At 45.9% G+C, this 22,801-nt stretch carries 20 protein-coding genes and 1 pseudogene; 6 read left to right on the top strand and 15 right to left on the bottom strand.

From position 1 onward, the window contains the following. Positions 1–926: 926 nt before the first annotated feature. Positions 927–3,095: a CDC48 family AAA ATPase gene (locus NTE_RS02225; RefSeq protein ID WP_148699546.1), complete on the top strand. Its 2,169-nt coding sequence runs from the start codon at positions 927–929 to the stop codon at positions 3,093–3,095. 129 nt (positions 3,096–3,224) lie between these two features. Here the strand turns inward: NTE_RS02225 and thsB are convergent, their stop codons facing one another. The 4 genes from thsB to NTE_RS02205 all read right to left on the bottom strand — a co-directional run bounded on the left by thsB (position 3,225) and on the right by NTE_RS02205 (position 7,874). Next, positions 3,225–4,901 carry a thermosome subunit beta gene (gene thsB / locus NTE_RS02220; protein ID WP_148699545.1) on the bottom strand — a complete coding sequence of 559 codons (1,677 nt, stop codon included), beginning with the start codon at positions 4,899–4,901 and terminating at the stop codon, positions 3,225–3,227. A gap of 2 nt (positions 4,902–4,903) precedes the next feature. Next, positions 4,904–5,215 carry a translation initiation factor eIF-1A gene (locus NTE_RS02215; RefSeq protein ID WP_148699544.1) on the bottom strand — a complete coding sequence of 104 codons (312 nt, stop codon included), beginning with the start codon at positions 5,213–5,215 and terminating at the stop codon, positions 4,904–4,906. Positions 5,216–5,617: 402 nt separating this feature from the next. Beyond that, entirely contained in the window at positions 5,618–6,709 is a 1,092-nt protein-coding gene (hflX, locus tag NTE_RS02210) for a GTPase HflX (protein WP_148699543.1), read from the bottom strand. Positions 6,710–6,977: 268 nt separating this feature from the next. Beyond that, the gene (locus NTE_RS02205) at positions 6,978–7,874 is read right to left on the bottom strand and encodes a transcription initiation factor IIB (RefSeq protein WP_148701986.1); all 897 of its coding nucleotides are present in this window, start codon (positions 7,872–7,874) and stop codon (positions 6,978–6,980) included. Positions 7,875–8,044: 170 nt separating this feature from the next. Here NTE_RS02205 and NTE_RS02200 point away from each other — a divergent pair, with 170 nt between their 5' ends. Together NTE_RS02200 and NTE_RS17050 are read left to right on the top strand one after the other, a co-directional pair. After that, the gene (locus NTE_RS02200; RefSeq protein ID WP_226987121.1) at positions 8,045–8,347 is read left to right on the top strand and encodes a hypothetical protein; all 303 of its coding nucleotides are present in this window, start codon (positions 8,045–8,047) and stop codon (positions 8,345–8,347) included. Positions 8,348–8,469: 122 nt separating this feature from the next. Next, the gene (locus NTE_RS17050) at positions 8,470–8,631 is read left to right on the top strand and encodes a hypothetical protein (RefSeq protein ID WP_226987120.1); all 162 of its coding nucleotides are present in this window, start codon (positions 8,470–8,472) and stop codon (positions 8,629–8,631) included. Positions 8,632–8,790: 159 nt separating this feature from the next. Here the strand turns inward: NTE_RS17050 and NTE_RS02195 are convergent, their stop codons facing one another. The 10 genes and pseudogenes from NTE_RS02195 to NTE_RS02135 all read right to left on the bottom strand — a co-directional run bounded on the left by NTE_RS02195 (position 8,791) and on the right by NTE_RS02135 (position 19,321). Beyond that, positions 8,791–9,006 (bottom strand): hypothetical protein, encoded by a 216-nt coding sequence (locus NTE_RS02195; RefSeq protein WP_148699542.1) that lies wholly within the window; start codon positions 9,004–9,006, stop codon positions 8,791–8,793. Between the two features lie 174 nt (positions 9,007–9,180). After that, a complete protein-coding gene (locus NTE_RS02190) occupies positions 9,181–9,843 on the bottom strand; it encodes a hypothetical protein (RefSeq protein ID WP_158385008.1) in 663 nt (220 codons plus the stop codon). Between the two features lie 730 nt (positions 9,844–10,573). Continuing rightward, positions 10,574–11,992: a S1C family serine protease gene (locus tag NTE_RS02185; RefSeq protein WP_148699540.1), complete on the bottom strand. Its 1,419-nt coding sequence runs from the start codon at positions 11,990–11,992 to the stop codon at positions 10,574–10,576. Positions 11,993–12,873: 881 nt separating this feature from the next. Continuing rightward, positions 12,874–13,833, bottom strand: a complete 960-nt coding sequence (locus NTE_RS16255; RefSeq protein WP_158385006.1) for a hypothetical protein — start codon at positions 13,831–13,833, stop codon at positions 12,874–12,876. Between the two features lie 756 nt (positions 13,834–14,589). Beyond that, a complete protein-coding gene (locus tag NTE_RS16250) occupies positions 14,590–15,573 on the bottom strand; it encodes a hypothetical protein (protein ID WP_158385004.1) in 984 nt (327 codons plus the stop codon). 371 nt (positions 15,574–15,944) lie between these two features. After that, positions 15,945–16,223 carry a hypothetical protein gene (locus NTE_RS02155; RefSeq protein WP_148699539.1) on the bottom strand — a complete coding sequence of 93 codons (279 nt, stop codon included), beginning with the start codon at positions 16,221–16,223 and terminating at the stop codon, positions 15,945–15,947. A gap of 709 nt (positions 16,224–16,932) precedes the next feature. Next, entirely contained in the window at positions 16,933–17,151 is a 219-nt protein-coding gene (locus NTE_RS02150) for a hypothetical protein (RefSeq protein ID WP_148699538.1), read from the bottom strand. A gap of 545 nt (positions 17,152–17,696) precedes the next feature. Further along, positions 17,697–17,807 (bottom strand): annotated as a pseudogene (locus NTE_RS17525) (NAD(P)-dependent alcohol dehydrogenase); the annotation flags it as partial. A 10-nt stretch (positions 17,808–17,817) separates the two neighbouring features. Continuing rightward, complete coding sequence (locus NTE_RS02140; RefSeq protein WP_148699537.1) at positions 17,818–18,825, bottom strand: hypothetical protein; 1,008 nt, start codon at positions 18,823–18,825, stop codon at positions 17,818–17,820. Between the two features lie 271 nt (positions 18,826–19,096). Then, a complete protein-coding gene (locus tag NTE_RS02135) occupies positions 19,097–19,321 on the bottom strand; it encodes a hypothetical protein (protein ID WP_148699536.1) in 225 nt (74 codons plus the stop codon). Between the two features lie 188 nt (positions 19,322–19,509). On the opposite strand from NTE_RS02135, the gene NTE_RS02130 reads away from it, so the two are divergent. Continuing rightward, positions 19,510–20,283: a hypothetical protein gene (locus NTE_RS02130; protein ID WP_148699535.1), complete on the top strand. Its 774-nt coding sequence runs from the start codon at positions 19,510–19,512 to the stop codon at positions 20,281–20,283. Between the two features lie 657 nt (positions 20,284–20,940). On the opposite strand, the gene NTE_RS02125 is transcribed toward NTE_RS02130, so the two are convergent. Beyond that, positions 20,941–21,360 carry a hypothetical protein gene (locus NTE_RS02125; protein ID WP_158385002.1) on the bottom strand — a complete coding sequence of 140 codons (420 nt, stop codon included), beginning with the start codon at positions 21,358–21,360 and terminating at the stop codon, positions 20,941–20,943. A 644-nt stretch (positions 21,361–22,004) separates the two neighbouring features. Between NTE_RS02125 and NTE_RS02120 the strand changes: the two genes are divergently transcribed. Then, positions 22,005–22,499: a hypothetical protein gene (locus tag NTE_RS02120; RefSeq protein ID WP_226987119.1), complete on the top strand. Its 495-nt coding sequence runs from the start codon at positions 22,005–22,007 to the stop codon at positions 22,497–22,499. 1 nt (position 22,500) lies between these two features. Continuing rightward, on the top strand, positions 22,501–22,788 hold the full coding sequence (locus NTE_RS02115; RefSeq protein ID WP_148699532.1) for a LysM peptidoglycan-binding domain-containing protein: 288 nt from the start codon (positions 22,501–22,503) through the stop codon (positions 22,786–22,788). Positions 22,789–22,801: the final 13 nt, after the last annotated feature.

Genomic DNA, 22,801 nt, shown 5'->3' with positions numbered 1-22,801 from the left:
AGCAGACGTACCGAGACTTCCAAAGTGTAGCATCAAGGGGACTCGATAGAGTCAAGATTAATTGCAGCCTTGCGTGTAGGCGGCACAACATGCGCTAGGGAACATCAAGAATGTGTTTTTTTTTTTGCACAACATCAAGAAAATAACACCGGTAGCAGCTTGATTGCTGCCGGTTCTTGGTTGGGCTAGGCTGAAGAAACGGGACTACTACTCAGTTTTTCTTGCACATCTTTTGGCAAAGTCTCGAATCGTGATTTTGCTAGTGTTGCAATCTGGTTTTCTTCGACGTTTGCTGTGCGCAGTAGAGCTGTTCTTGCGTCTGTATTGGCATCATTGTATTTTGTTGCTGCTGTTTGTGTTTGTGACATATGTGCATATTAGATGACCCGCATTGCTCTTAATGCTTCCTCAATCAAATAATAGCCCGCATACTAACGTGGACTATGCACACAAATTTAAACAGGAAAGAGAGAGAGATGGAGTGAGGATTGCCTTAGGGATTTTCCCCGTTGGAAAGTCTTCGCTAATAACAATGGCATTTCTGTAAATATCCTGAGTTCGAGGAGCGACTTCAATTGAACTATTGTTGTTCTTGCCTTTTGTCATATCTTTAAAGGAAAATGTGTTAAACTATCATTAGTAACAAAAATAATCATGCCTGCGTGAATAGTAGCATGAACCCTTACATTCATATCTACTTGCCCCAGATCTCAATGAAAGGATGATTGACATTCTGAAGAGCATCAAAATATTTTGGTACCTTGATGTTGCCTCTGCTATGGATAAATAACCAGTACACCGCTATCGTTCTTGGAAATTAAGTGAATCATTTTGCATTCTTTGGGTTCTAATGGAGTTGCTTGAACTTAGATTGCAAATACAAGGCTTTAAGGACTCGTTCATGTTCAATCTATATGATCACTATTATGAAGAAAAATCCTCTATCGTTAAAGATCCTTGAAGCTTATACGAGGGACGTAGGGCGCGGGGTTGCGCGTATAGATTATGAAGCTCTAGAATCGCTTAATGCATCAGCAGGCGATATCATAGAGATTGCAGGGGGAAAGCGATTGATCGTTGCCAAATGCATGCCCCTTTACCCAAGCGACGAAGGCAGGAAGGTGATTAGAATAGACGGTCTGGCGAGAAACAATTCCGGAGTAGCAATAGGCGATGCGGTAACCATAACAAAGGTAAAGGCGGTTCCTGCGGAGAAGGTAACACTGGCTCCCATGGAATCCATACCCGAGATTGACGAAAGGTATCTCACAGACGCACTAGACAATCTCCCAATTGTTAAGGGCGACAAGGTTACGGTACCATATTTTGGAGGAAGGCTTGCCTTTGAAGTAATAAGCATCGTACCTGCATCTGTTCCAACTCTCTCTAACAAAAGGACAATATTCCACATTACAGCAGGCGAGAAGGCCCTGGGCGGAATCGCACATGTTACGTACGAGGACATCGGCGGCCTGAAGGAAGAGATCCAGAAGGTCCGCGAGATGATAGAGCTCCCGCTCAGGCACCCCGAGATATTCGAGAAACTGGGCATCGAAGCTCCAAAGGGCGTGCTGCTCTATGGTCCACCAGGAACAGGCAAGACATTGCTTGCCAAGGCAGTAGCCAATGAGACCAATGCGCACTTTCTCAGCATCTCGGGTCCTGAGATTATGAGCAAGTTCTACGGAGAATCAGAAGCTCGAGTTAGGGAAATATTCAAGGAGGCAAAGGACAAAGCGCCCTCTATCATCTTTATCGACGAGATCGATTCGATTGCCCCAAAAAGAGAGGAAGTAATGGGAGAAGTTGAAAGAAGGGTCGTCTCTCAGATGCTGTCTCTAATGGACGGACTTGAGACAAGAGGAAAGGTTATCGTAATTGCCGCAACCAACAGGCAAAATGCGTTGGATCCAGCCTTAAGGCGCCCCGGAAGGTTTGACAGAGAGATAGAGATCAGGGTGCCAGACAAGCGCGGCCGACTGGAAATCCTCCAGATCCATGCCCACAATATGCCACTATATGAAGACGTGGACCTATCCAAGGTGGCGGCAGTTACTCACGGGTTTGTTGGTGCAGACCTGGAGTATCTCTGCAAAGAAGCGGCCATGAAATGTCTGCGCAGAATGTTGCCGGAGCTCGACTTGGAGGATGAAAAGATATCCCCAGAAGACCTCGGCCGGCTGATAATAACCAAGGCGGACTTTGAACAATCCATAAAAGATGTCATGCCCTCAGCAATGAGGGAGGTCTTTTTGGACTCTCCTGATGTGAATTGGAAAGATATTGGCGGACTCGAAGAGGTAAAACAAGAATTGCAAGAGGCAGTAGAATGGCCGTTAAAGTATCCCGACCTCTATTCGACACTTGGCTACCGCGTGCCAAGAGGCATCATCCTTTATGGACCGTCAGGTACTGGAAAGACGCTGCTTGCCAAGGCGGTGGCAACAGAATCTGAAGCTAACTTTATCAACGTAAGGGGTCCGGAATTGATGAGTAAATGGGTGGGAGAATCTGAAAGAGGGATCCGCGAAATATTCCGCAGAGCCCGACAGGCATCTCCATGTATAATCTTTTTTGACGAAATAGACTCAATAGCCGCATCCAGGGGGCATGAAGGTTCCAACGGTGGGGGTGGAGTAGTATCGCAGATATTGACGGAATTGGATGGCATCAATGAACTTCAAGGCGTAGTCGTGGTAGCTGCCACCAACAGGCCTGATATGATCGACAAGGCTTTGTTAAGGCCTGGAAGATTCGACAAAATAGTCTTTGTTCCAAACCCCGATGGCAAGACAAGACTGAGTATATTACGTATTCACGCAAAGGGAAAAGATGTGGGACCTGAAATGAATCTGGAACAGATTGCGACCCTGACAGAGGGGTTTAGCGGTGCGGACGTGAGTGCCGTAGTAAACACGGCAGTGTCGATAGTAGTCCAGGAGTATCTTGCAAATTACCCTACGCCCGCAGAGGCGACGAAGCACATATCCGAGGCAGAGATAACTATGCGCCACTTTGAGGAGGCAGTAAAGAAAATCAGAAAACAAAGAGAGATGAAGCCCGATGGGAAGGCAGCGATGTCACACTATGGATAATCCAGGTCTTTCCTCCCCGTACGGCCTCTGCCCCTGTGCATGTGCACATGTGCCAATGCCGTAAGATAATTCAGTTACAGTTAGCCGAATAAAATCTCTTCTTGTCTGGCGGCATATGCAGAAAAATCATTATCGCCCCACTCTCCCTCCATCAGTGTGTGATGCCGAAAGTATGTCGTCTATCCTTAATAGCATCGCGGCTGTCTCTGTAGCCGATTTTAACACCTGCTCTTTTACCTCCAGTGGTTCTATGATATTTTTCTTGCTCATGTTTGCAAGCTTTAATCCTTTTACATCCACCCCCATCCATGGATTGTTTTCAGATAATTGCTTTGAGTGCATTTCTGCAAGAATATCGATTACGTCCATACCAGCATTTTCTGCCAATGCAATTGGAATCGACTCGATGGCGTCTGCAAATCCCAAGATAGCGTAGTGCTCTCTTCCCGAAACGCCAGTTGCCCACGCCCTCAGTTTCTGTGCGATGTACGCCTCTGAAGATCCTCCTCCTGCAACAACCGCTGGTTTCTGCACGACATCTTTTACGACCATGAGCGCGTCGTGCACGGACCGTTCTGCTTCTTCAACCACTCTCTCAGAGCCACCTCTGATAAGTATCGACACTGCTTTAGGATTCTTGCATTTTTCGACAAATACCCATTTATCGGTCTCTATCTTCCTTTCCTCGACTAGCTGCGCAAATCCAAGATCGTTTGTGGATGGATCATCTAGATTTGTAACAGCCCTTGCACCAGTGGCTTTTGCCAACGCGTTGATGTCTGATTCCTTCACTCTCTTTAATGCTGAAATGTTTGCCTTTGCCAGATAACCTAGAGCCACATCGTCTATTCCTTTCTGGCAGATTACGATATTCGCACCTGTGTTTGCTATTTTCTCCACCATCGTTTTCATCATGGCGGTTTCTTCTTCAAGGAACATCTTCATCTGCTCTGGGCGGTCTATGCTAATTTTGGCCTCAAATTCGGTCTTTTCGATCTCTAATGGAGAATTTAGAAGAAGAATCTTGGCGTCTTTAATCACCCTCGGCATATCAGGGTGTGCGATTTCTTTGTCAACGATGATGCCTTCGATGAGGCTTGAATCAGACATTGCACCCCCCGGTTTCCTTTGTACTTTTACGTTGTCAAGATCTACGGGCATGAAATAGTTATTATTATTATCATCATCTTCCTTTTGGATTCCAATATGCCCTGGCTTTTCTGCCACTGCAAGTATGGCTTTTACCGCAAGGTCTGAAAGAACATTGCTGTCAACAGAAACGATTTTTGATTCCATACTGGTTCTTGCCACCTCCCTAAGAACCTCATCATGATCATCCACGTTTACATCTTCGGCGATTTCGTTCAGGATGTCAATAGACCGCCTCATTGCCTTGCGGTAACCATCAACAATTACGGTTGGATGAATTCCTTGCTTGATTAGCTCTTCTGCTTTTTCCAGCAAGGCGCCGGCAATTATTACCGAAGAAGTGGTCCCATCGCCAACCTCATTGTCCACTGCTTTGGCTATTTCGACCATCATCTTGGCCGCAGGATGCTGCACGTCCATTTCTTTTAGAATAGTGGCTCCGTCGTTTGTTATTGTTACATTTCCAGTAGAGTCTACAAGCATCTTGTCCATTCCGCGTGGGCCAAGGACAGACCTTAGCATCGACGCAATGATCTTTGCTGCCTCTATGTTATTCCTAAGAGCATCTCTGCCCCTTGTATCAGAAGTCCCTTCCTTCAACAAAACTACTGGAACGCCGTCTCTTGTGTTTCCCACCAAAGATAGTGATGATGACATAATTATGTATCAAGACCTGCCAGATGACCATCTTGCTTGATCTTCTCAGCGTGCGCCGAGATGTAGCGCCAGATGATGTCTGCCCTTTCAGACTGGAAATCCCACGGCGCGACAAGCACCAAGTCGTTGTCACGGATCCACATCCTGCGCTTTATCTTGCCTCTGATCCTGCAAGTCCTTACCTTGCCGTCGGTGCATTTCACTACGATGTTATCTCCTCCGACCAACTTTATTACGCGTCCAAAAAGCTGACCTTGGCCGGGCACCATCATCTCTTTCAACTGAGCTTCATTGAGGACTCTTCTCTTTCCTATGTTAAGGACCAGTTATACTTACGCACGCCGCGCTTAAGTGCATGACTATACATGCCCGCCTAGGCAGTCCCCATCATGAGGGCTGGCGGGGGTGGAAATATTCCTCTCTGTATTTACAGTGATATACGCTTCTTTCTCTCCTTTCTCTCATTATCGAGTCGCAAACTCTAGAAATACCAGAAACACAGGGCGTATGGCTGGTCGAATTAGCATGTGCAAATTGCCTTATACTTGCTATAGTTAAACTGGCCGGGTTCCAAATGTGTACTCTTGACTCTGGCTGGGGGGAGGGGAGGAAAAATGCACAAACAACACGTAAACGTGCAAAAGCCATCTCTAGTTAAGCAGGCCATTTAGCGTATCGTCGCTTCAAAGCACCGACATAAATGTCACATAATAGTCTCACTTGCTTGCACTGATAACATACTGATGCTGGCCGATCATTGTCCTGAGCTTACTAATCCCATAGCCACTTTTCGAAGATATGGCGACCGGATTCGGTATTCCTAAATCCTCCGCAATCTGCCTAGTCGTCTCTTCTGGATTTGCTAGGCTGTCATACTTTGTAAACACGACAAGAACCTTCGATCTATCTGCTTTTAGCTCTTCAAGTACGCTTCTACAAGCAGTGTACTTTATTCTAATTTCCCGAAGACCTTCCGAAACATCTATCAGCAGCAGAATCAAATCTGCCGCGAGCGATTCTTCCAGCGTTGATTTGAATGCATCTATCATGTATGTTGGGAGTCTGCTGATAAAGCCAACAGTATCGGTGAGCAATACTTCGTGCTCATTATGGATTCTTAATGATCGAGTTGTCGTTGAGAGAGTTGTAAACAGATTGCTAGAAGTTTGCTTGTGTTCGCCCGTCAGCAGATTGAACAATGTGGTCTTGCCTGAACTGGTATATCCCACTAGCGAAACGACAGGCGTCCCGATTCTTACCCTCTGTTGATGGTAGAGTTCGCGCTTTCGCTGAGCATTCTTTAATTTCTCTTTGATAAATGACATACGTCTCTTCAAATCTCTGAATCGTACATCTACTACATACTCTCCCATGCCCCCCTTGCCGGCGCGCTCGCCGCCAGAAGTCAGTTTAGCGTTTTCCCGGACGCGTGGCATTTCGTACTCGATTTCTGCAAGTTCAATCTGCAGCTTTGCCTCTGTTGAAGTGGCCCGAGAATAAAATATGTCAAGTATCAGGCGCTCTCTGTCAATCACCTGCACGCCTGCAAGCTTTTCAAGATTGTATATTTGTCTCGATGTAAGGTGTTCATCAACCACTATCTGTTCTGCTTTGGATTCTTTGACAAATTCTTTTATCTCCTCAGCTTTACCCGAGCCAACCCCATATCGCGAATGGTTCAGATATTTTTGAGTAAACATGCCGGCGATAGAGCGATCCGCGGATTCTACAAGGCTTTTTGCTTCTTCTGCTGCGAAGGGATCAGGATAGCTTACAAGAACTACAGGCCTCATTGGCTTGCTCGCCAAGAAGGATGATGATGATGATGATGATGATGGATGTAAGGACGATGCGGATGAGGGGAAGGAGGATGACAACTTCTTAGGACCAATCCATGTAATCTTCTGTGAGGTACATGTTCTTGTGTCCTCTAGAACAAATGTGCAGCGGATCCGAACTTGTAGCAATTGATTTAAAATTGTCAGTACTTCCTTCAGGCACGTAGATCCCTGGAAACACCTCTCCACAACTCTTGCACTTTAACATCAACATGGGCATTTATCATCTCTACTCCATCTAATTCACACAGAGAAGGTGGACCTTCAGATCTTTGAATCTGTTTCTGACAGTTACCTCGGTTACGCCTGCCGCATCCGCGATCTCTCTCTGGGTTATCTTCTCATCGTTGTCCAAACAAGATACGTACAGGACAGTTGCGGCAAGTCCTACAGGGTTCTTTCCGGCCGATATCTCTTTCTTGACGATATTGTTCATTATATCAATGGCAGTTCTCTGCGTCTTTTCTTGAATTCTTGTCTTATTTGCTATCTTTGCGATATACCTCACAGGATCTATCAATGGAACCTTGATGTCAAGTTCACGAATTAGTAACTTATAGTGGTGTGAAAGTGCCTTGGATTTGACATTGGTGATTTCAGCCGTCTCGTGAAGTGACCTTGGAGCTCCCATCTCTCTGCATGCTATGTATAGGGCTGCGGCCAATATGGATGGGATGGCCCTTCCCTTTATCAGCTGCTTCTGTTGAGCCTTTCTGTAAATGTAAGCGGTCTTTTCCACTATTGCATCCGACAAACCAAGCTTATCCTTTAACCTGCCAAGTTCGCTGAAGGCCTTCATCCGATTTCTATTGGCGGAGGAACTGGACAGGCTTCTGAAATCCCACGTCCTTAACCTTTGCATCGCAGAATTCATAGATGCATCTAATTTGTGTCCAGTGGAGTCTCTGCTATCCGTTCCGATGATGGTAGACAGTCCCATATCATGAAACGCAAGGGAATTTGGTGAGCCGACCCTTTGCCGATTGTTATTTTTATTATTATTATTGTCATCCAAGCCAAAGACTCGCCATTCCGCACGGCCATCTGTCAACATATCTTGCGATACAAGGCCGCACCTGCTACATATGATCTCGCCAGACTCTGGATCTGTGACCATGCGTCGACTGTTACACATACAACATAGGATTGCTGAAGTTTCCATTACAATGACGGGTGAGGAGAAGAATTAACTTCTCAGAACATGTTACGTATTAGTGTTTTACATACGTGATTCGACTATATAAACAATCCTAGTAACAATGCGGCATGAAAATTTCTTGTGAGCAATTAATGTAAAATAAGTTAGTGCCGCTTAACTTTAATCCAGAACGTCGTATATACCATGAGACCACTGCTCTTCAGATGAACATAGGGAATTCTGAAGTAAACCATATTCTTATCGCAAAAACATGCGGTTGCACATCTTCTGGCAGGGTGGCATATTCCTTTGTCGATACATACCATGCGCTCTGTCTTGACAGGAAGGAGATCATAGTTGCAGAGCTTCAAGCATGCGAACGTCTTTTGAAATATGCTGATGAGCCAGAAAGTCGGATTATCCAGAGGGAGATTGACGACCTGAAATTTGCCCTGGATCTAATAGAATAGTTTGTTGTAATCTAATATGTATTTAGAGAATGTGAAGGAGTAGCCTTTGAAAGCAAGATGTGCAAAAAGGAGATTCATTTTTGTAATAATATTTCCCTTGTTTTTCTCGGTGCGCATCATGTTTGCAGGCAGGCGATGTGTCTATCGTGCGCACCATTGCGTGGATCAGAATCCGGGGCAGCAAAGCCTCGATGTGCCTGGCGGCAACAATTCTATACGTGTTGTACAGGGAGAGCGGCAACGCCACAAACCAGAGAAACATTCTAGATACGGAGCCAGTGTGACTGAGGGGTTCCCCATCATGAACAGAGTAAAAGATTTCACAAGCCGCACGTATGGGAGGCGTTTTCTAGAAAAGTGTGTCAAATGGTCGCTATGAACTTGAACATGGCATCAGCTAGATTTCTCTAGCTCTAAAAATATTTTCGCGCATTAAATAAATTCTAAAAAAGAACACTAGCAATTAGAGTCGATTTCGCTTCCTTTTCGTATTTGCGGCCTTTTCTGCTACAAGCAGTCTTGTAATCTTGGAACATTGATTGTTTGATGTTATCGGCCAGCTCCTCAAGTTCTTTTTTGTCATTAAGTTCCTTCTTTCTTTTCGGATTAATCCCAAGTGAACGCAAATCAGTGACTTCGGCCGCTTCTTGCTCCTGCATCAGACTTTACCCATGATGAAGCCTCGTAATCATCGCAGATAAGCCTTGCCTAACCAAAGAACACAGCCTGACTCCCAAAATCATGCGTCTCATCGGTCCTGTCGCATTACCATCGGATAGCATTTTTCATCACTCTCATTGTCAAACCAACCGACGCGAATGATACAGAACCTTTTAGATGGCTTCAGGTATACCACGCAGATCACAGATAAAGCGAATACCTGCAATCGTCTCTCCAGAAGCGACAGCATATCGAATACTTTTTCCATCATCCTTGACAGCCGGGTTTTCAAATGAAACAGGATAATTTTTCACCCTACTAACGTCATCCCTATTTGGTATCAACATGTTATATGGACGATAATCGATCGGCGGCCTAGTTGGCGTCCCATCAGTGGCTTGGCCGAAACTTAGGTTCGAGACTTCCACTTTGTATCTGATTGGGAATGGAGTGTTGCCATTACTGCCGCTAGCCTTGTTCCACCATTCTATTCCTGTAAAATGATTGCCCCCTTGATACGAAAATCTCTTATCTTCTGAAGAGACATCGAAAGAAAAAGTTTCATTCTGTTTCGTACCGAGGTCTGTTAATGAAAATTCAATCGACTTCTTTTCCTTTTTCATTATTATCTCACGGAGATAAGAGTGGCCCACGGCAGGAAGGACTTTGGTAAACTTGTATCGATTGATCCCCCTAAAGATTGCCCAAAAATTGTCCCTATCATTGAACTGACATATCAGGTCAAGCTCCACAGCTGCCGCTGTATTCTTGTCAAATAGTTCAAGCAGGTAAAGCATCCAGGACTTGTCAGGGATATGGTTTCCGAGGTCTTCCAAGATAGTCAGAGTGTCAGAAACTGCAATGACGTTAGATGGGTAGGACGGCGAAGGTGGTGGTTTGATTCGAGCAGCTATTGACGAGAACACCGAGGTCAGGGTTGTGGAGGAGAAGGAGGGTGATGGCGGCGCCCGTAGGCAAAGCGAACCAACCCAGAAATGATTTGCCATTTTATGATGCACCTCTCCTTCTTTTCTTATTTTTATCTCGCATAAGATCGTATTAAAAAATACTGAACAAGGTACTGCTGTTGACTATTCGTACGCTGTTCGACTCACGGGTAATCTAACTGAAATTCATGCTCAATATTGTAGTAAGCACCCGCAGGCTCTGCTAACTTGCCATCGGCTAGCATATGTTATTGAGGCAATTTTTCAGCCGACGAATAGTTATAACGGTACCATTGTTTGATTTCTCTTCCCAATTGTGGGCATTGATGCAGTATATGCGTGCGCTTTTTGAGCAATAGAGGCTATGGAGCTTTGGTGGCTTCTTATTTGCTTCATACAGTCACATATGCACGTCGGACTGGCGATCGCGAAAGAGAGAGGAGGAAGACAAAGAAATCCCGTCCGAGGATAATAATGATGCCAAGGACCTTGTCTCTGCCATTGACAAAGATGATAATATCGATGCAATGGTCGTTGAATTATATGGCAGGAGGCAGCTTTGAAGCACCATCATCTTTAGAACAGCGAGGGTTTTGTCTTGTTGCTACGGCTGTTGTTATTACGCTTGGTGTTCTTGATTTTCAAGCAGTAGCATCCGAGTCTGTACCAATGAAATAAGATTCTGAACCTCAGGATTACCAGGCGCAATCCTGTTCAGCTGCTCCAAGATTTCCAGAGACCGCGAGTAATTCTGCGCTTCAAACTCGAGTAGTGCCTGCCTATACATTTTTGTGAATTGGCTTTCCTGCGCATGAACGTTTATTCTATTCAGGAAATCTTTGACTATACTAACAGGAATCAAGAAATTAAATGCGGAATTTTCTTCTTGCCCGGTAACAGGGTTAATGCTGGTAGAAGTTGTAATTCCTACCACTCTCCCTGATGAATCCACGGCAGGACCACCGCTACTGCCGTGGGATATTGGTGTGGATGTTTGAACAAGACTAAATCCAAAGATGGTGGGCTGAAATCCGCTAAACTGGCCCCTTGTTATTGAAGGTTGGATGCCTTGCGCCAAAAGGTCGGGAAAGATTGAAACTGAACCGGGGAATCCTATTGCGATTATGTCATCCAAAGATGCTAGAGAATTCTCATCGCCAAGCGCCACGGTGGGTAGGTTATCGTTACCCTCTACTTTTAGAACTGCCACATCTTTACCCTCAGCCTTTCCAGTAGCACTCGGAATGACTTCGGCAGGTACTAATTTTCCCCCTGTCAGTACTCCCGGTATTGACACTCTCATCTCTGCAAATACATTTGGCTCAAAGCCAGTTATATGATAAGGCGCATTATGGTAATACTGGATAAAAGCAAGCAGCAGGCCGTTCTCTTCTTCAGGAGTAAGCTGAAGTGATGCGACGTTCGGAAACATTGGGACAAAAATATTTTCCAGTGTTCCGCTAGTGTCGGCAAATACCTGCGGCAAAAATGTCGCAAAAAATGTATCCCTATCATTTCTAATCGTTTGCTCAATGTCATAGTCAGGAAATCGCACAACATGTGCATTGCTTACAATATAGCCGTCAGGCGTAACTATAAAACCAGAGCCGGTGGCATTCATCGATGCAGAAAGGTTCAAGGTATCTGGTAATGGAGCAAGATATCTGCCAGGGTCTTGATATATCACCTCAATTAGAGCATCTAGCACAGCCCGGCTGTCTTGTATGTCAAGCTTACCTTGGCTTAAAAGCTGGTCAAGTGCACCTTGCAGACTCTGCACCTTTACACCCGCTGCTTGAACAGATAATGAAATAGAGGCAAAATTATAAATTTTAACTACCGCGGGCTTTGCTAGTTCCACCGCAGTATTTTCGCTTAATGCCACTTGCTGGGCATATACATGCTGCAGCCGCCCATGTTCCAGATATAGCGAAGAAAGCATGACGATACCGAGAAGAGAGGAGGAGGCCATAAGGTAAAAGACTGTCACTGCAGTTGTCTCAGTTATGACCCGACCTCGAAACTCTGCTTTGATCATAATTTCACAGTACTGCTCAACATCTGAATACAATATTTAAAGTGGTCCGAAGGCAAAACTATAACATCAGATAGTATGATTTGCTCCAAATAGCAAATCTTTTTTATGCTACGATATGTAGGCAGGTAGGTTTGCCAACCAGGTCTCATTAGTTACAGGCTACTACTATTATTATGACAACTTGAAGCATTGTCGGCGCATTCTTGGATATATATATATATACGCACACAGACACACGCCACGAACAGAAGAAAAAGATCACGTCTCTGCTGTTTTGTCCCATATATAGAATCGACTATTCTGGCGAACTCTGCTCACACGAGTGGATAAATAGTCATATTTCTTGGTGCGTCAAATCTAGCGTTATTAGAAATGTGACCTAGGGAATAATATAGTACGCACTGGATATGTATGTGTGTATGTGATGTAAGGTTTGGAGTATCGTCGTCCTTATGTGAAAGGGAGCACCTTATTGATAGGTTTGACACTGATGATAGCAACTGCTCTTGTTCAGGTATGGATTACTGCATGTGGCGTGAATCTGTCTCAGGATCCACTGGCAAATGCGCAAGTGCGTATTGGTAGTAAAGCAAACCCAATAATCCCTCCGAATCCTCTGCCAATACCTAATCCCATATCATATCACCAGACTGATTGACCCCAGTTGTATTGTGATGTGGATATTATGATGTTGATGACATCAGCATCGGCAGGAAATCCAAAAAGAACTTAATTCGACCCATATTTGAGAACAAACAAGTACTTCTCTAGAGAGTAGAAGAAGGAGAACCATAAGCAACAAGTCTCGTTAGGAAAATATAAAAAGAGACAGAAGGAGAGAGGCGATACATTATCGTCCCCTCTCCCGAGATTTGTCGACATTACTTGTGTTTTGGCTTCTTGTGCTTAACCAGAGGCTTGTGGACTACACTGTCGCCGCCTTCTCCACCGGAGCCGCCGCTGCCGCCAGAGCCACCTTTACCGACTACAGTACTGCCGCCAGAGCCGCCGCTGCCGCCGGAACCGCCATCGCCGCCTTCACCGATGACTGCATTGCCGCCGCCTCCGCCGCCTCCGCCAGAGCCGCCGGAACCTGCATCACCAACTACGGAATTTCCACCTTTGCCGCCAGAGCCGCCGGAACCGCCGGAACCGCCTTCACCGACTACGGTGTCGCCGCCGCCTCCGCCGCCGCCTCCGCCGCCTGCACCTCCGCCGCCTCCGATAACAGTATCTCCGCCTCCGCCGCCAGAGCCGCCGCTGCCGCCGGAACCGCCTTCACCAATGACGGTGCCGCCGCCAGAGCCGCCGCTGCCGCCGGAACCGCCGCCTCCGCCAGAGCCTACTACAGTGTCGCCGCCGGAACCGCCGCTGCCGCCGGAACCGCCGGAACCTGCATCACCGACTACGGAATTTCCGCCGCCGCCTCCGCCGCCAGAGCCGCCGGAACCGCCGCCTCCAATTACAGAGTCGCCTCCGCCTCCGCCAGATCCACCGGATCCGCCTTCGCCGCCTTCGCCAATGACGGTGCTGCCGCCAGTCCCACCTTGGCCGCCGCCTCCGCCAGAGCCGCCTTCGCCGACCACAGTGCTGCCGCCGCTGCCTCCGGATCCACCAGAGCCGCCGGAACCTGCATCACCGACTACGGAATTTCCGCCAGATCCACCGGATCCGCCTTCGCCGCCTTCACCTGCATCACCGATTACAGAGCTGCCGCCGCTGCCTCCGGATCCACCAGAGCCGCCGGAACCTGCATCGCCGACCACAGTGCTGCCGCCAGAGCCGCCGGAACCGCCTGCTCCGCCTTTCCCTGCTGCAAACGCAGTAGACATTGGCATCATATATGATGCCAATGCCAACCCGAGTACGAGAAAGGCGATGTAAGAAATCACATTTCGTCTTTCATGTGCATGATTTGACATTGACTATAATTCCATATAGGCTTGCTTTAAAGGCTTAAGACAGCTGCTTATGTAAGTAATAATATTATATAATATATAGGAAGGTAAAAACATTTGAATTATAGAATTCTGTGTTTGTTACTTAGATCTTACTTCAGGCCATATCATGTTTCACTTGTCATTGAAGAGATTCTTGTAATTAGTAATAACCAAAAAGATTTTCATTCTACGTACAAGTAACTTCGTCTGTTTGTTTGGAGACTAATCATTACTAGAATTACTTTTTTGTCATCTCATGAATGTATATATAGTTTGGCAAGATCACAAGCGGATACAAAAAAATATACTGGGAAGAGACAGAGTAAAAGAATGACCTAATTAGCAGCTAGGAAAAAGGCATGCCGAATTGCAGGTCTAAAACAAGAGAGAGAGGAGATATAACAGCACAACGGGAGGCCATGAATATATAGTATATATCTATATTCTCATTGGCCAGAAGTTTTTACTTGCAGGTGTAATAATTTAGACAACGAATATACCCACATAGTTCTGCAACTTGACGATGTGTAAAAATAGCATATACTAATTTTGTTTCATAGAGATCACTTTCGCTCAAATACCAGGTGAAACATAACTGTCTGTTAGAGAATCAAATAGTAAGGATGAATAGGAGTAGGGAACACCTTCTCTTAGAGCTTAGCCACCTTGGCCGCCTGCACCGCCAGCGCCGCCTGCGCCACCTTGACCACCGGTTGGACCCGCGCCGGGTTCACCGGGCTGACCAGGCTGTCCGCCAGCGCCGCCTGCACCGCCACTACCAAGAATGCCGCTACTGTTGTTGATGCAGATCAGAGGATTTCCATTGCCAGCGGTGTCAAGAATGCTGCTACTCCCACCTTGGCCGCCTGCACCGCCAGCTCCGCCTGCGCCACCTTGACCACCGGTTGGACCCGCGCCGGGTTCACCGGGCTGACCAGGCTGTCCGCTAGGACCTCTCTGTGTACTATTTGTATTCGCAATCGAGGTAACATTATAGCAATTGAGGATTTCTCCAGTCAAGGTCGAGCAATTAAGTGTGTGAAGTCCAGCAGTTCCACCCTGACCTCCAGCTCCGCCTGCGCCACCTTGGCCGCCTGCACCGCCACTACCAAGAATGCCGCCAGCTCCGCCTGCACCTCCGCTGCCGGCATCACCTCCAGCGCCGCCACCAGGCCCTTCACCGCCCTGACCGGGCTCGCCAGGTTCACCTCCAGCGCCTCCGGTTGGACCCGCGCCGGGTTCACCGGGCTGACCAGGCTGTCCGCTAGGACCTCTCTGTGTACTATTTGTATTCGCAATCGAGGTAACATTATAGCAATTGAGGATTTCTCCAGTCAAGGTCGAGCAATTAAGTGTGTGAAGTCCAGCAGTTCCACCCTGACCTCCAGCTCCGCCTGCGCCACCTTGACCACCGGTTGGACCCGCGCCGGGTTCACCGGGCTGACCAGGCTGTCCGCCAGAAGCTGCCTGCGCGGACTTGCCGTCGTTAATATAGCAAGTGAAAATGTCTGAAATTCCAGCGGCCTGAGAGGAAGCTAAATTGTTAGAAAGAGTAAAGCCAAACGGCACGAGTGCCAAGCCTAAAGCAGCAAATGCAGAATAAAATATCAGTTTGTTTCCCTCAACTGAATGATTCGCCATGCCATAGAATTCTAGGCAGGGTTGCTTTAAAGGCTTAAGACAGCTGCTTATGTAAGTAATAATATTATATAATATATAGGAAACTGATACTTAAGATTAGATTTAAAAAATTCAGGGTTATGTTTGAATACTCGGCATTTGAGGAGACAGATGTCTGTGACTTTTGAAGCTCACAGGATACAGCTCTGCGAGAAAAAATACAACCTCTTTTTTATTTTTCTCGCTGAAGAGATGGTAAAAAGAGAGAAAGTGAGAACGGGCTACTAGATCGCGTTTTCATACAAGTATCTCGTCATAGAGACGACTTGAACAGATGGTCGGCCATTGTTATATATCATGTTTTAAAAAGACAGTCTAGGAAATCCCACATTTCATCCTCCCGGCGGCGGTATTACTGTTGTTGCATTGTCTTTTGGTTGTGGTAAAGTTACGTTCAGGTTTCCGATAATGATGTCTATAACCTCGCCCGTTTGATTACGCGGCGTTAAGGGATTGGGAACCTTTACAGGTTCAGGCTCGACACCCGGAGGAATTTGAGCATTGGCAAGAATTGACGAAGAATGAGTGGCACCAAGTGCTGTTAAAAGAGCAAGAGCAAGAGCAACAGTAACAGTAACAGCAACTGAAAAGCAGCCGCCAACTCCTCGCATTTCTTAGCTATCCACTGCAAAGCATTTGCAGATCAATGTATATCACTTGTTGGCTCATAGGTGTTACAAAGCCTGGGGTTATACCTCACTCAAGTGAAAAACCTATCCAGTATACCAATACAAACGACAGCAAAAATCTTTTTCATCATTTCCAGTATTACACGGCAAAGACTCTGCAAGCTGCCCGGAGCTTGCACATGTATATATATGCACGTCTCTAGCGCGCAGGTAGATACGTGTTGCAGCTATACTGCTTTTTTTAAAGCACCAATGAGGTGTGTCTGCCAAATTACTTATGCACCCATAGAAGAAGAGTTAGTCGACATAATCCCTCAAATAAGAAAGAGCAGGATAGTCTACACTAAAGAAGACAGAAGGTTATTACCTTGAAAACTCATCTACCATATCTTTTGTGAAGCTCTTCAGGGTAGCAAAAGCCGTTTCTGCAGAATATAGACACGAAGCTACGATTCTAGCATTTATGCTGCGCCCTGATGGGCTTGTGCCGTACGATATGCACATGATGTGAGATAAAAACGGAGGAGCGAGATTGTGCGTATATGTGTGTGAGAGTATGTTGTTGCAATAACACGCAACAGAGTCGGCACTTTTCTTGCAGGTTCACAACTTTTTCTCCACATATTTTGGCCCCTAGTCTCTACCACACATTCTCTCTCTTCCTTCGACTTTCTGCCTAGTTCTCTTGTGTTCACTCCACTGCAAGATAAAGGAAGAGGAAGTGCATGTGTATGTGTTTCTTTGCTCCGGACATTTTCTTAGCGATATTTTGGATGGGGCTTGTGTGGCTTGCCGGGATGCTTGCGGTCGTCATCGTCATCGTCATTGTAGTATCCACTGTTTCCCCCATTTCCTCCACTACCATGGCATGGACAGAATACTCGGTCGCCTCCGCTGCCTCAGTCTCCATCGTCGCCACCATCACCTCCGCCTCTTGACGCAAACGCATCGGGCAAAGATATCGCATATGATGCGATTGCGAAGCAAGCCCAGCACCATGCTCATCAACAACATTTTGCTTTTCAAGTGACTGCTGTTTATTATCGAGCGCTGTCTAACCAAAGTTTGATTTAAGACCGATGCAAAATAATGGGTATAATGACCAAATATTGCATATAGCTAGAGAAAAGTATCACATTAATAGCATTTGTTGCAATAATTAAGCAAGCTTCTTTATCAACAGCATCTAAAGCCTAGCAATTACAGAGAAGGGGAGGGGGAGGAGAGCGAGGTGCGGGTACTATGTGGCAGACTATATTTCTGGTCGGTAATTGTAGTCGTGGCTTTGACGCCATTCAGATATATGCCGCAGTTGATGAATGGCTGCTACTACTACTATCACTACCACTAACGCCTGTTATAGATTTTAGCTGGCAGGTTGGCGTTTGCGTAAAAACACACCACGATTATTAGCTTGATGCGGCAGGAAGGGATAGAAGCCCGAGATGCCTTGTTTTACTGTGATTTAAGAGAGGCTATATCAATGGAGAACCGGTATTTCACATCGGATTTGAGCATTATTCTCTCATAAGCGTCGTTGACCCTCTGGATGGGGATAACTTCGATGTACTGCCTATTACCCTTCTTGGTGTTCTTGGCGCCCTCTAGCCAGATTCGACGTACTACTAGTAGCAGTAGTAGCAGTAGATCCCTTCAAGAATACGGCCGCCACATATTTCTTGCAAGAGTTATCATCACGACCGCCGTCGGTCACTGCCGTTGCTGATGAGGAAGATGGTGATGGCTCAAAGGGAGGCATAGCTGCGGCAGTATACTTGCGATGATGGAAATAATACAGCTTGCCCAGCCTTGTCTTTATTCCATTAATTGGAATTTCGAAGAAGAAGCTCTCGATTGGTTCGCTGTGATCTAGTACATAGCCTTCTCGGATTAGCTTGTCATAAGCATCTAAAAATTCGATAATTCCTCCATACTTGCGGAGCATGATAGCGATGGCATCTGTCTTGTAAATGATGATTTCCTTCGATGAAAGTAGTTTTTTGAGATCATTTCCCTCCTCCTTGAATACATTGAGTTGAGAGATGCCTGACCTTGCAATCGGTGAGAGCCTGTCCTTCGCAGTAATCGTTAGCTGTGAAATTTTGTCAAGTGCGATTTCTGCGGATTCTTCGAGTAATTCCGTCAATTCTTGTTCTTGTTGATGACGATGATTCTGCTGCTCCTCCTGTATCTGTTGTTTCTGCGGCGCTTGTCCTCCTGTTTCTGAATAATAATCATCATTATTATTATCATCAACAATAACATCGATAACGTTTGCCGAAATGTGGTTGTTTTCCTTATAAGCCGTATTGGTATTATTGGTATAATTACTATTGTCCTCTGTTGCCGGCGCCGCATCAGAAGTAGTAGATGTTGAGGACTCTTGTTGTTTGTCCTGAGTCGAGTGAACAAACCGGTTTGCTTTATCAAACCATTCCTCTACCTCTTGAGGATTTGTTCGCACTTTTAACTTCATTTCCGCAAGTTCTGTCCTGAACTTTTCTATTTCTTCTTTTTCTTCTTCTTCGGATATTGATTCATGCTTCGACGACATGCCAGCGTAAACGCGGCTGCCGCCTTCCATCAGTTTTCCAACCCACTTGTCAAACATGCTGTGATTCGACCAGTCGCGACCCTCACTACTATTGGCGACTACATCTTATCGAACAAAGGATCTATTAAGATGCCATGGTATATTCATAGATAAGAAGAGATGATAGGGAGTGGCCGTAGTGCTTCTGTCAGATTTACTCTATCTTCTTTATTTAGGGCTGGCTGTCATATTTTTTCTCTCGGCCAATTAACGCAGTACTGTCTTAGGATAGACTACTACTGATTATGGATTCTTGCAGGATTCAAAATAATGCGCGCACTGTGAATGACATGACCAGATAAATTGCTACTGCTGCTGCGGTAAGTGCCAAGCTCAGAAAAAGACCTTTTTTTGCCATCTCTTGCGACCTATTTCTTATTGCAAGGTACATTATCAATCCTCCTACCCAGTTTAGGAAAATTGGCAATAGATACCATGCCAGACTGGGTTTTTGTGTGGATGCAGAATCATTGCTGGGATATGTCACAAATCGACACCTCCATCTCTTTCAAGCCTCCACTTGGAAGTAGAGCTTATGTTAGTTTTATTAGATTCCAGTTTGTCCTGTAAACTTTTGGAAATGGTTTCCATGCATCAGATATCGATGCAGGGCTAGATTAGGTCTCTTCAACGAGAGCGTTAAATATCAACCGGCACGTTGAAGAAATACAGGATTTGGAAGAGCTTGCAGAATTTCTTTTCATTCTTGCCAACAGAGACCGGTTAACCTTACTCTCTGAAATCAGAAATGAAAGACTTAGATTGAGCCAGCTCACGGCCAAGATTTCAGCCACACCTCAAGAGACTTCCAAGCACCTAATGCGCCTTCGAGATGCAAAGCTCATAGAGAAGGACTCTGATAGCTTTTTTGGTCTGACTTTGTTTGGCGAGACAATTCTGAAGCTTGTACCGTCAATCCACTTCATGACACAAAATAGGGAATACTTTCTTTCGCATGATATAACGTCTCTGCCCGCGGAATTCATAGAGCGAATAGGCGAACTCCAACAATCAAGATATGTAGATAAAGTAGGCGCAGTTTTGGCGCATACACAACGGGTAGTGAAAGATGCGGAGGAATATATCTGGCTAATGGCGGACCATCTTCTGGGTAACCAGAACTACGTTATCAACAGCGGCAAGCTTGAGAGTAGCTCTGTTACATGGAAAATAATTGTTCCCCATGGCAGTAGGGACGACTGGGCAAACTTGCGGAAATCTGTAGGAGCCAATAAAGGTAGAATTGAGTACCGACTAATGGAAGATCCTAAAGACATCAAACTGGGAACAGCCTTGAACGAAAGATTAGCCGGAGTGGTTTTTCCAGACAGCACAGGAAGGCTCGACTTCAATGGTGGATTTAATGGCACGGATCCTGTATTTTGCAAGTGGTGCCGAGATCTCTTTCTTTTTCACTGGAACAAAGCCGGCAGATCAGTGCAGTTATAGAAATGGCAAAAGAACTATGACTTTCTGAGGGAGGAGAGGGTAAGGAGGGAGGCGCAAACGCTTTACGAAAGGCAGAAAAGATTAGCTGTCATATCTGGATATTCTCGAGACACTCAGATATTGTATCAACCCGCATGCGCACACACACATGCATACGGAAACAGACATACATATACATACACACATTCCTTTGCAAGGCCTTGCCTGCCCCTCCCACATAAAGAGAGCGATTGTATTCCGTCCACACCCAGTCCTTTATCACGCTCTTTGTTATTCTGTGTTCTGAATCCAAGGGATGCATTGCTTTGACAAAGAGGACCATATCGATGCGATAGTCATTGAATTGCATACTATAATCGACTTTGAAGGATCATTTTCACCGCCTGAGCACATTAGATCTTCTCTTACCAATCGGCCATTCGCTCCCACTGCTTCCGCTACTCCTTTGCACCACCACTCTTTGAACGCCTCTAGATTCTGTTCATCTGAAAGATTCTTGTTAGAATGGAATGCCAATTTTTCGTAACTCTCGTAGAGTCTCTGCGTTCTTCCATCTTTACCACCGTACGCGGCCAGGAACCATTTTTTGATGTCTTCCTTTGTTGTCTTGTCCTTGTGGGTGGTTTCATAGTTATGCGGGTCGTTGGGATGACTTGCCTAGAACTCGGTGACCTTGATGCTGATTATTTGCAGCGTGTGTTCTTTGACAAATAACATGAGCCCTTTCATGTCGCGGACGACAGGCTCTGCTTCTTTGTTGTTGCAATTCTTTAGCATACTTCCTTTAGAATCTATGCACCACCAGGTCTGAAACGCTTTTAGATTTTGCTTTTCCGTCTTGGCATCATCATAGTGCCACATCATTTTCCAGTAATTGAAGCCGACAACTGAATTTGGCCCATCAATTTTGAATGGGTAGTATGCACCTGCCACTGCCGCATTGGGCGGTGCTTGAATAGTTGTGGATAGGAGCACCAAGACAATCAGGAATAACCCAGAAGCAAACAGTACTTTGCGTTTGATGTTATTATTTTGTCGTAGCAGCAGCGACGGCCTATGGTCAAACATTGATGGCAAGGAGTATCTCAAACATGTAGGAAAACGTCGTGTTCATACAGAACTATGTATCTTAACATTATCCCCTCTCGATTGCGAGCGCAGAAAAAATCTAGGTAGCATCATATACGTGTTTCGCTAACTGCACTAGCGGAGAAATTTGTTACAGCAGAGATACTTTGTCATGGTGACCAGCTGGACAAAATGGCAATTTAGAAACCGGCTTTGTATCGCAATGTGCCCAGACATTACTGCAAGGGCATTCACTCGAATTTGACGACAGACCAACATTGCATCAAATATCTTCTAATCTTCTATTCATAAGATTAGAAGAATACCTATCAGTATAAAGCACACCTGTTATCCATTTTGAGAATCTTCTAATATGATACGACGTGGTCGATAAATGCAAACAACAATTTCAAAGCTTTGACTCTTACAGTAATTTGGCTGACCTTATAAGGGTACAAGAGCCTTTTTATAATTCCAGGACAAATGCGAATCAGGTATTGTCGAGTTTTCCCCGCTCACCCAGACTGATCAAGGGTGCTCTCATATCGTACGATCCCGCAGGCTTTGTACCACAGGTCATAATTTTTCAGTATAATCCCGAGACTCTCACTCGCCAGGTTCAGTCCAACAGGCTGCAACAGACGATTAGCACCGTGGAGACTCAGAGACTCACGGGACCGCCAAAGGAAACAATCACGCTAAAGATAGAAATTGACGCGGCGGATCGGCTAGAAAAGCCGGAGCAAAATCCATCTACGGTCGCCATGGGCATCTACCCTCAGCTTTCTGCCCTAGAGATGATGATCTATCCGAAGAGCTCTTGGGCGATCGAAAAGAACGCGCTTGCGGCTACGGGTGCCATAGAGATAGCGCCTCCGGAAGGACCATTTACGCTTTTTGTCTGGGGTCCAAGCAGAGTAGTGCCGGTCAAGATCTCGAACTTTACCATCACCGAACAGTACTATGATCAGCTTCTCAACCCGATAGTGGCCGAAGTATCGGTTTCACTCGATGTGCTCACGTACAACGATTTCAGGGTAACCCATCCGGGCTATTCGGTATTCTTGTCACACCAGATTCTAAAGGAAACGATGGCCGCAATAGGGTCCATCACAAGCGTGTCCGGGACAATATCAGGAGCGCTGTGAATTGTTCCAGCCCACCAGCAGATACTACAACATTGAAGATGCAAGCCTTGCAAAGGACGGAAACGTTGTTGCGTACAAGAAGAGGCGCTTTCTTCCAAAGGGCGAAGAAATGCCCTTGTTGCAGGCATTGACGGTCTCGGCCGGCGACAGGCTGGATAGAATTTCTTCGCGGGTGTTTGGAGACCCAGAGCAGTTCTGGCAGATTTGCGACGCCAATGATGCAATGCACCCACTCGACTTGACCGAAGAGCCGGGCTTTATGCTAAGAATAGCAAGGCCGTGGAGATAAGAAAGGTGCGAGT

It is taken from the genome of Candidatus Nitrososphaera evergladensis SR1, assembly GCF_000730285.1.
GTDB classification, from domain to species: Archaea; Thermoproteota; Nitrososphaeria; order Nitrososphaerales; family Nitrososphaeraceae; genus Nitrososphaera; species Nitrososphaera evergladensis.
This window is presented reverse-complemented; position numbering and strand designations above follow the sequence as displayed.

Excerpts from the sequence above, each read along its gene's own strand:
- NTE_RS02225 (WP_148699546.1), top strand. The coding sequence starts at position 927 with ATGAAGAAAAATCCTCTATCGTTAAAGATCCTTGAAGCTTATACGAGG.
- thsB (WP_148699545.1), bottom strand. The coding sequence starts at position 4,901 with ATGTCATCATCACTATCTTTGGTGGGAAACACAAGAGACGGCGTTCCA.
- NTE_RS02205 (WP_148701986.1), bottom strand. The coding sequence starts at position 7,874 with ATGTGTAACAGTCGACGCATGGTCACAGATCCAGAGTCTGGCGAGATC.
- NTE_RS02195 (WP_148699542.1), bottom strand. The coding sequence starts at position 9,006 with ATGCAGGAGCAAGAAGCGGCCGAAGTCACTGATTTGCGTTCACTTGGG.
- NTE_RS02185 (WP_148699540.1), bottom strand. The coding sequence starts at position 11,992 with ATGATCAAAGCAGAGTTTCGAGGTCGGGTCATAACTGAGACAACTGCA.
- NTE_RS16255 (WP_158385006.1), bottom strand. The coding sequence starts at position 13,833 with ATGATGCCAATGTCTACTGCGTTTGCAGCAGGGAAAGGCGGAGCAGGC.
- NTE_RS16250 (WP_158385004.1), bottom strand. The coding sequence starts at position 15,573 with ATGGCGAATCATTCAGTTGAGGGAAACAAACTGATATTTTATTCTGCA.
- NTE_RS02155 (WP_148699539.1), bottom strand. The coding sequence starts at position 16,223 with ATGCGAGGAGTTGGCGGCTGCTTTTCAGTTGCTGTTACTGTTACTGTT.
- NTE_RS02150 (WP_148699538.1), bottom strand. The coding sequence starts at position 17,151 with ATGGAGACTGAGGCAGCGGAGGCGACCGAGTATTCTGTCCATGCCATG.
- NTE_RS02140 (WP_148699537.1), bottom strand. The coding sequence starts at position 18,825 with ATGGAAGGCGGCAGCCGCGTTTACGCTGGCATGTCGTCGAAGCATGAA.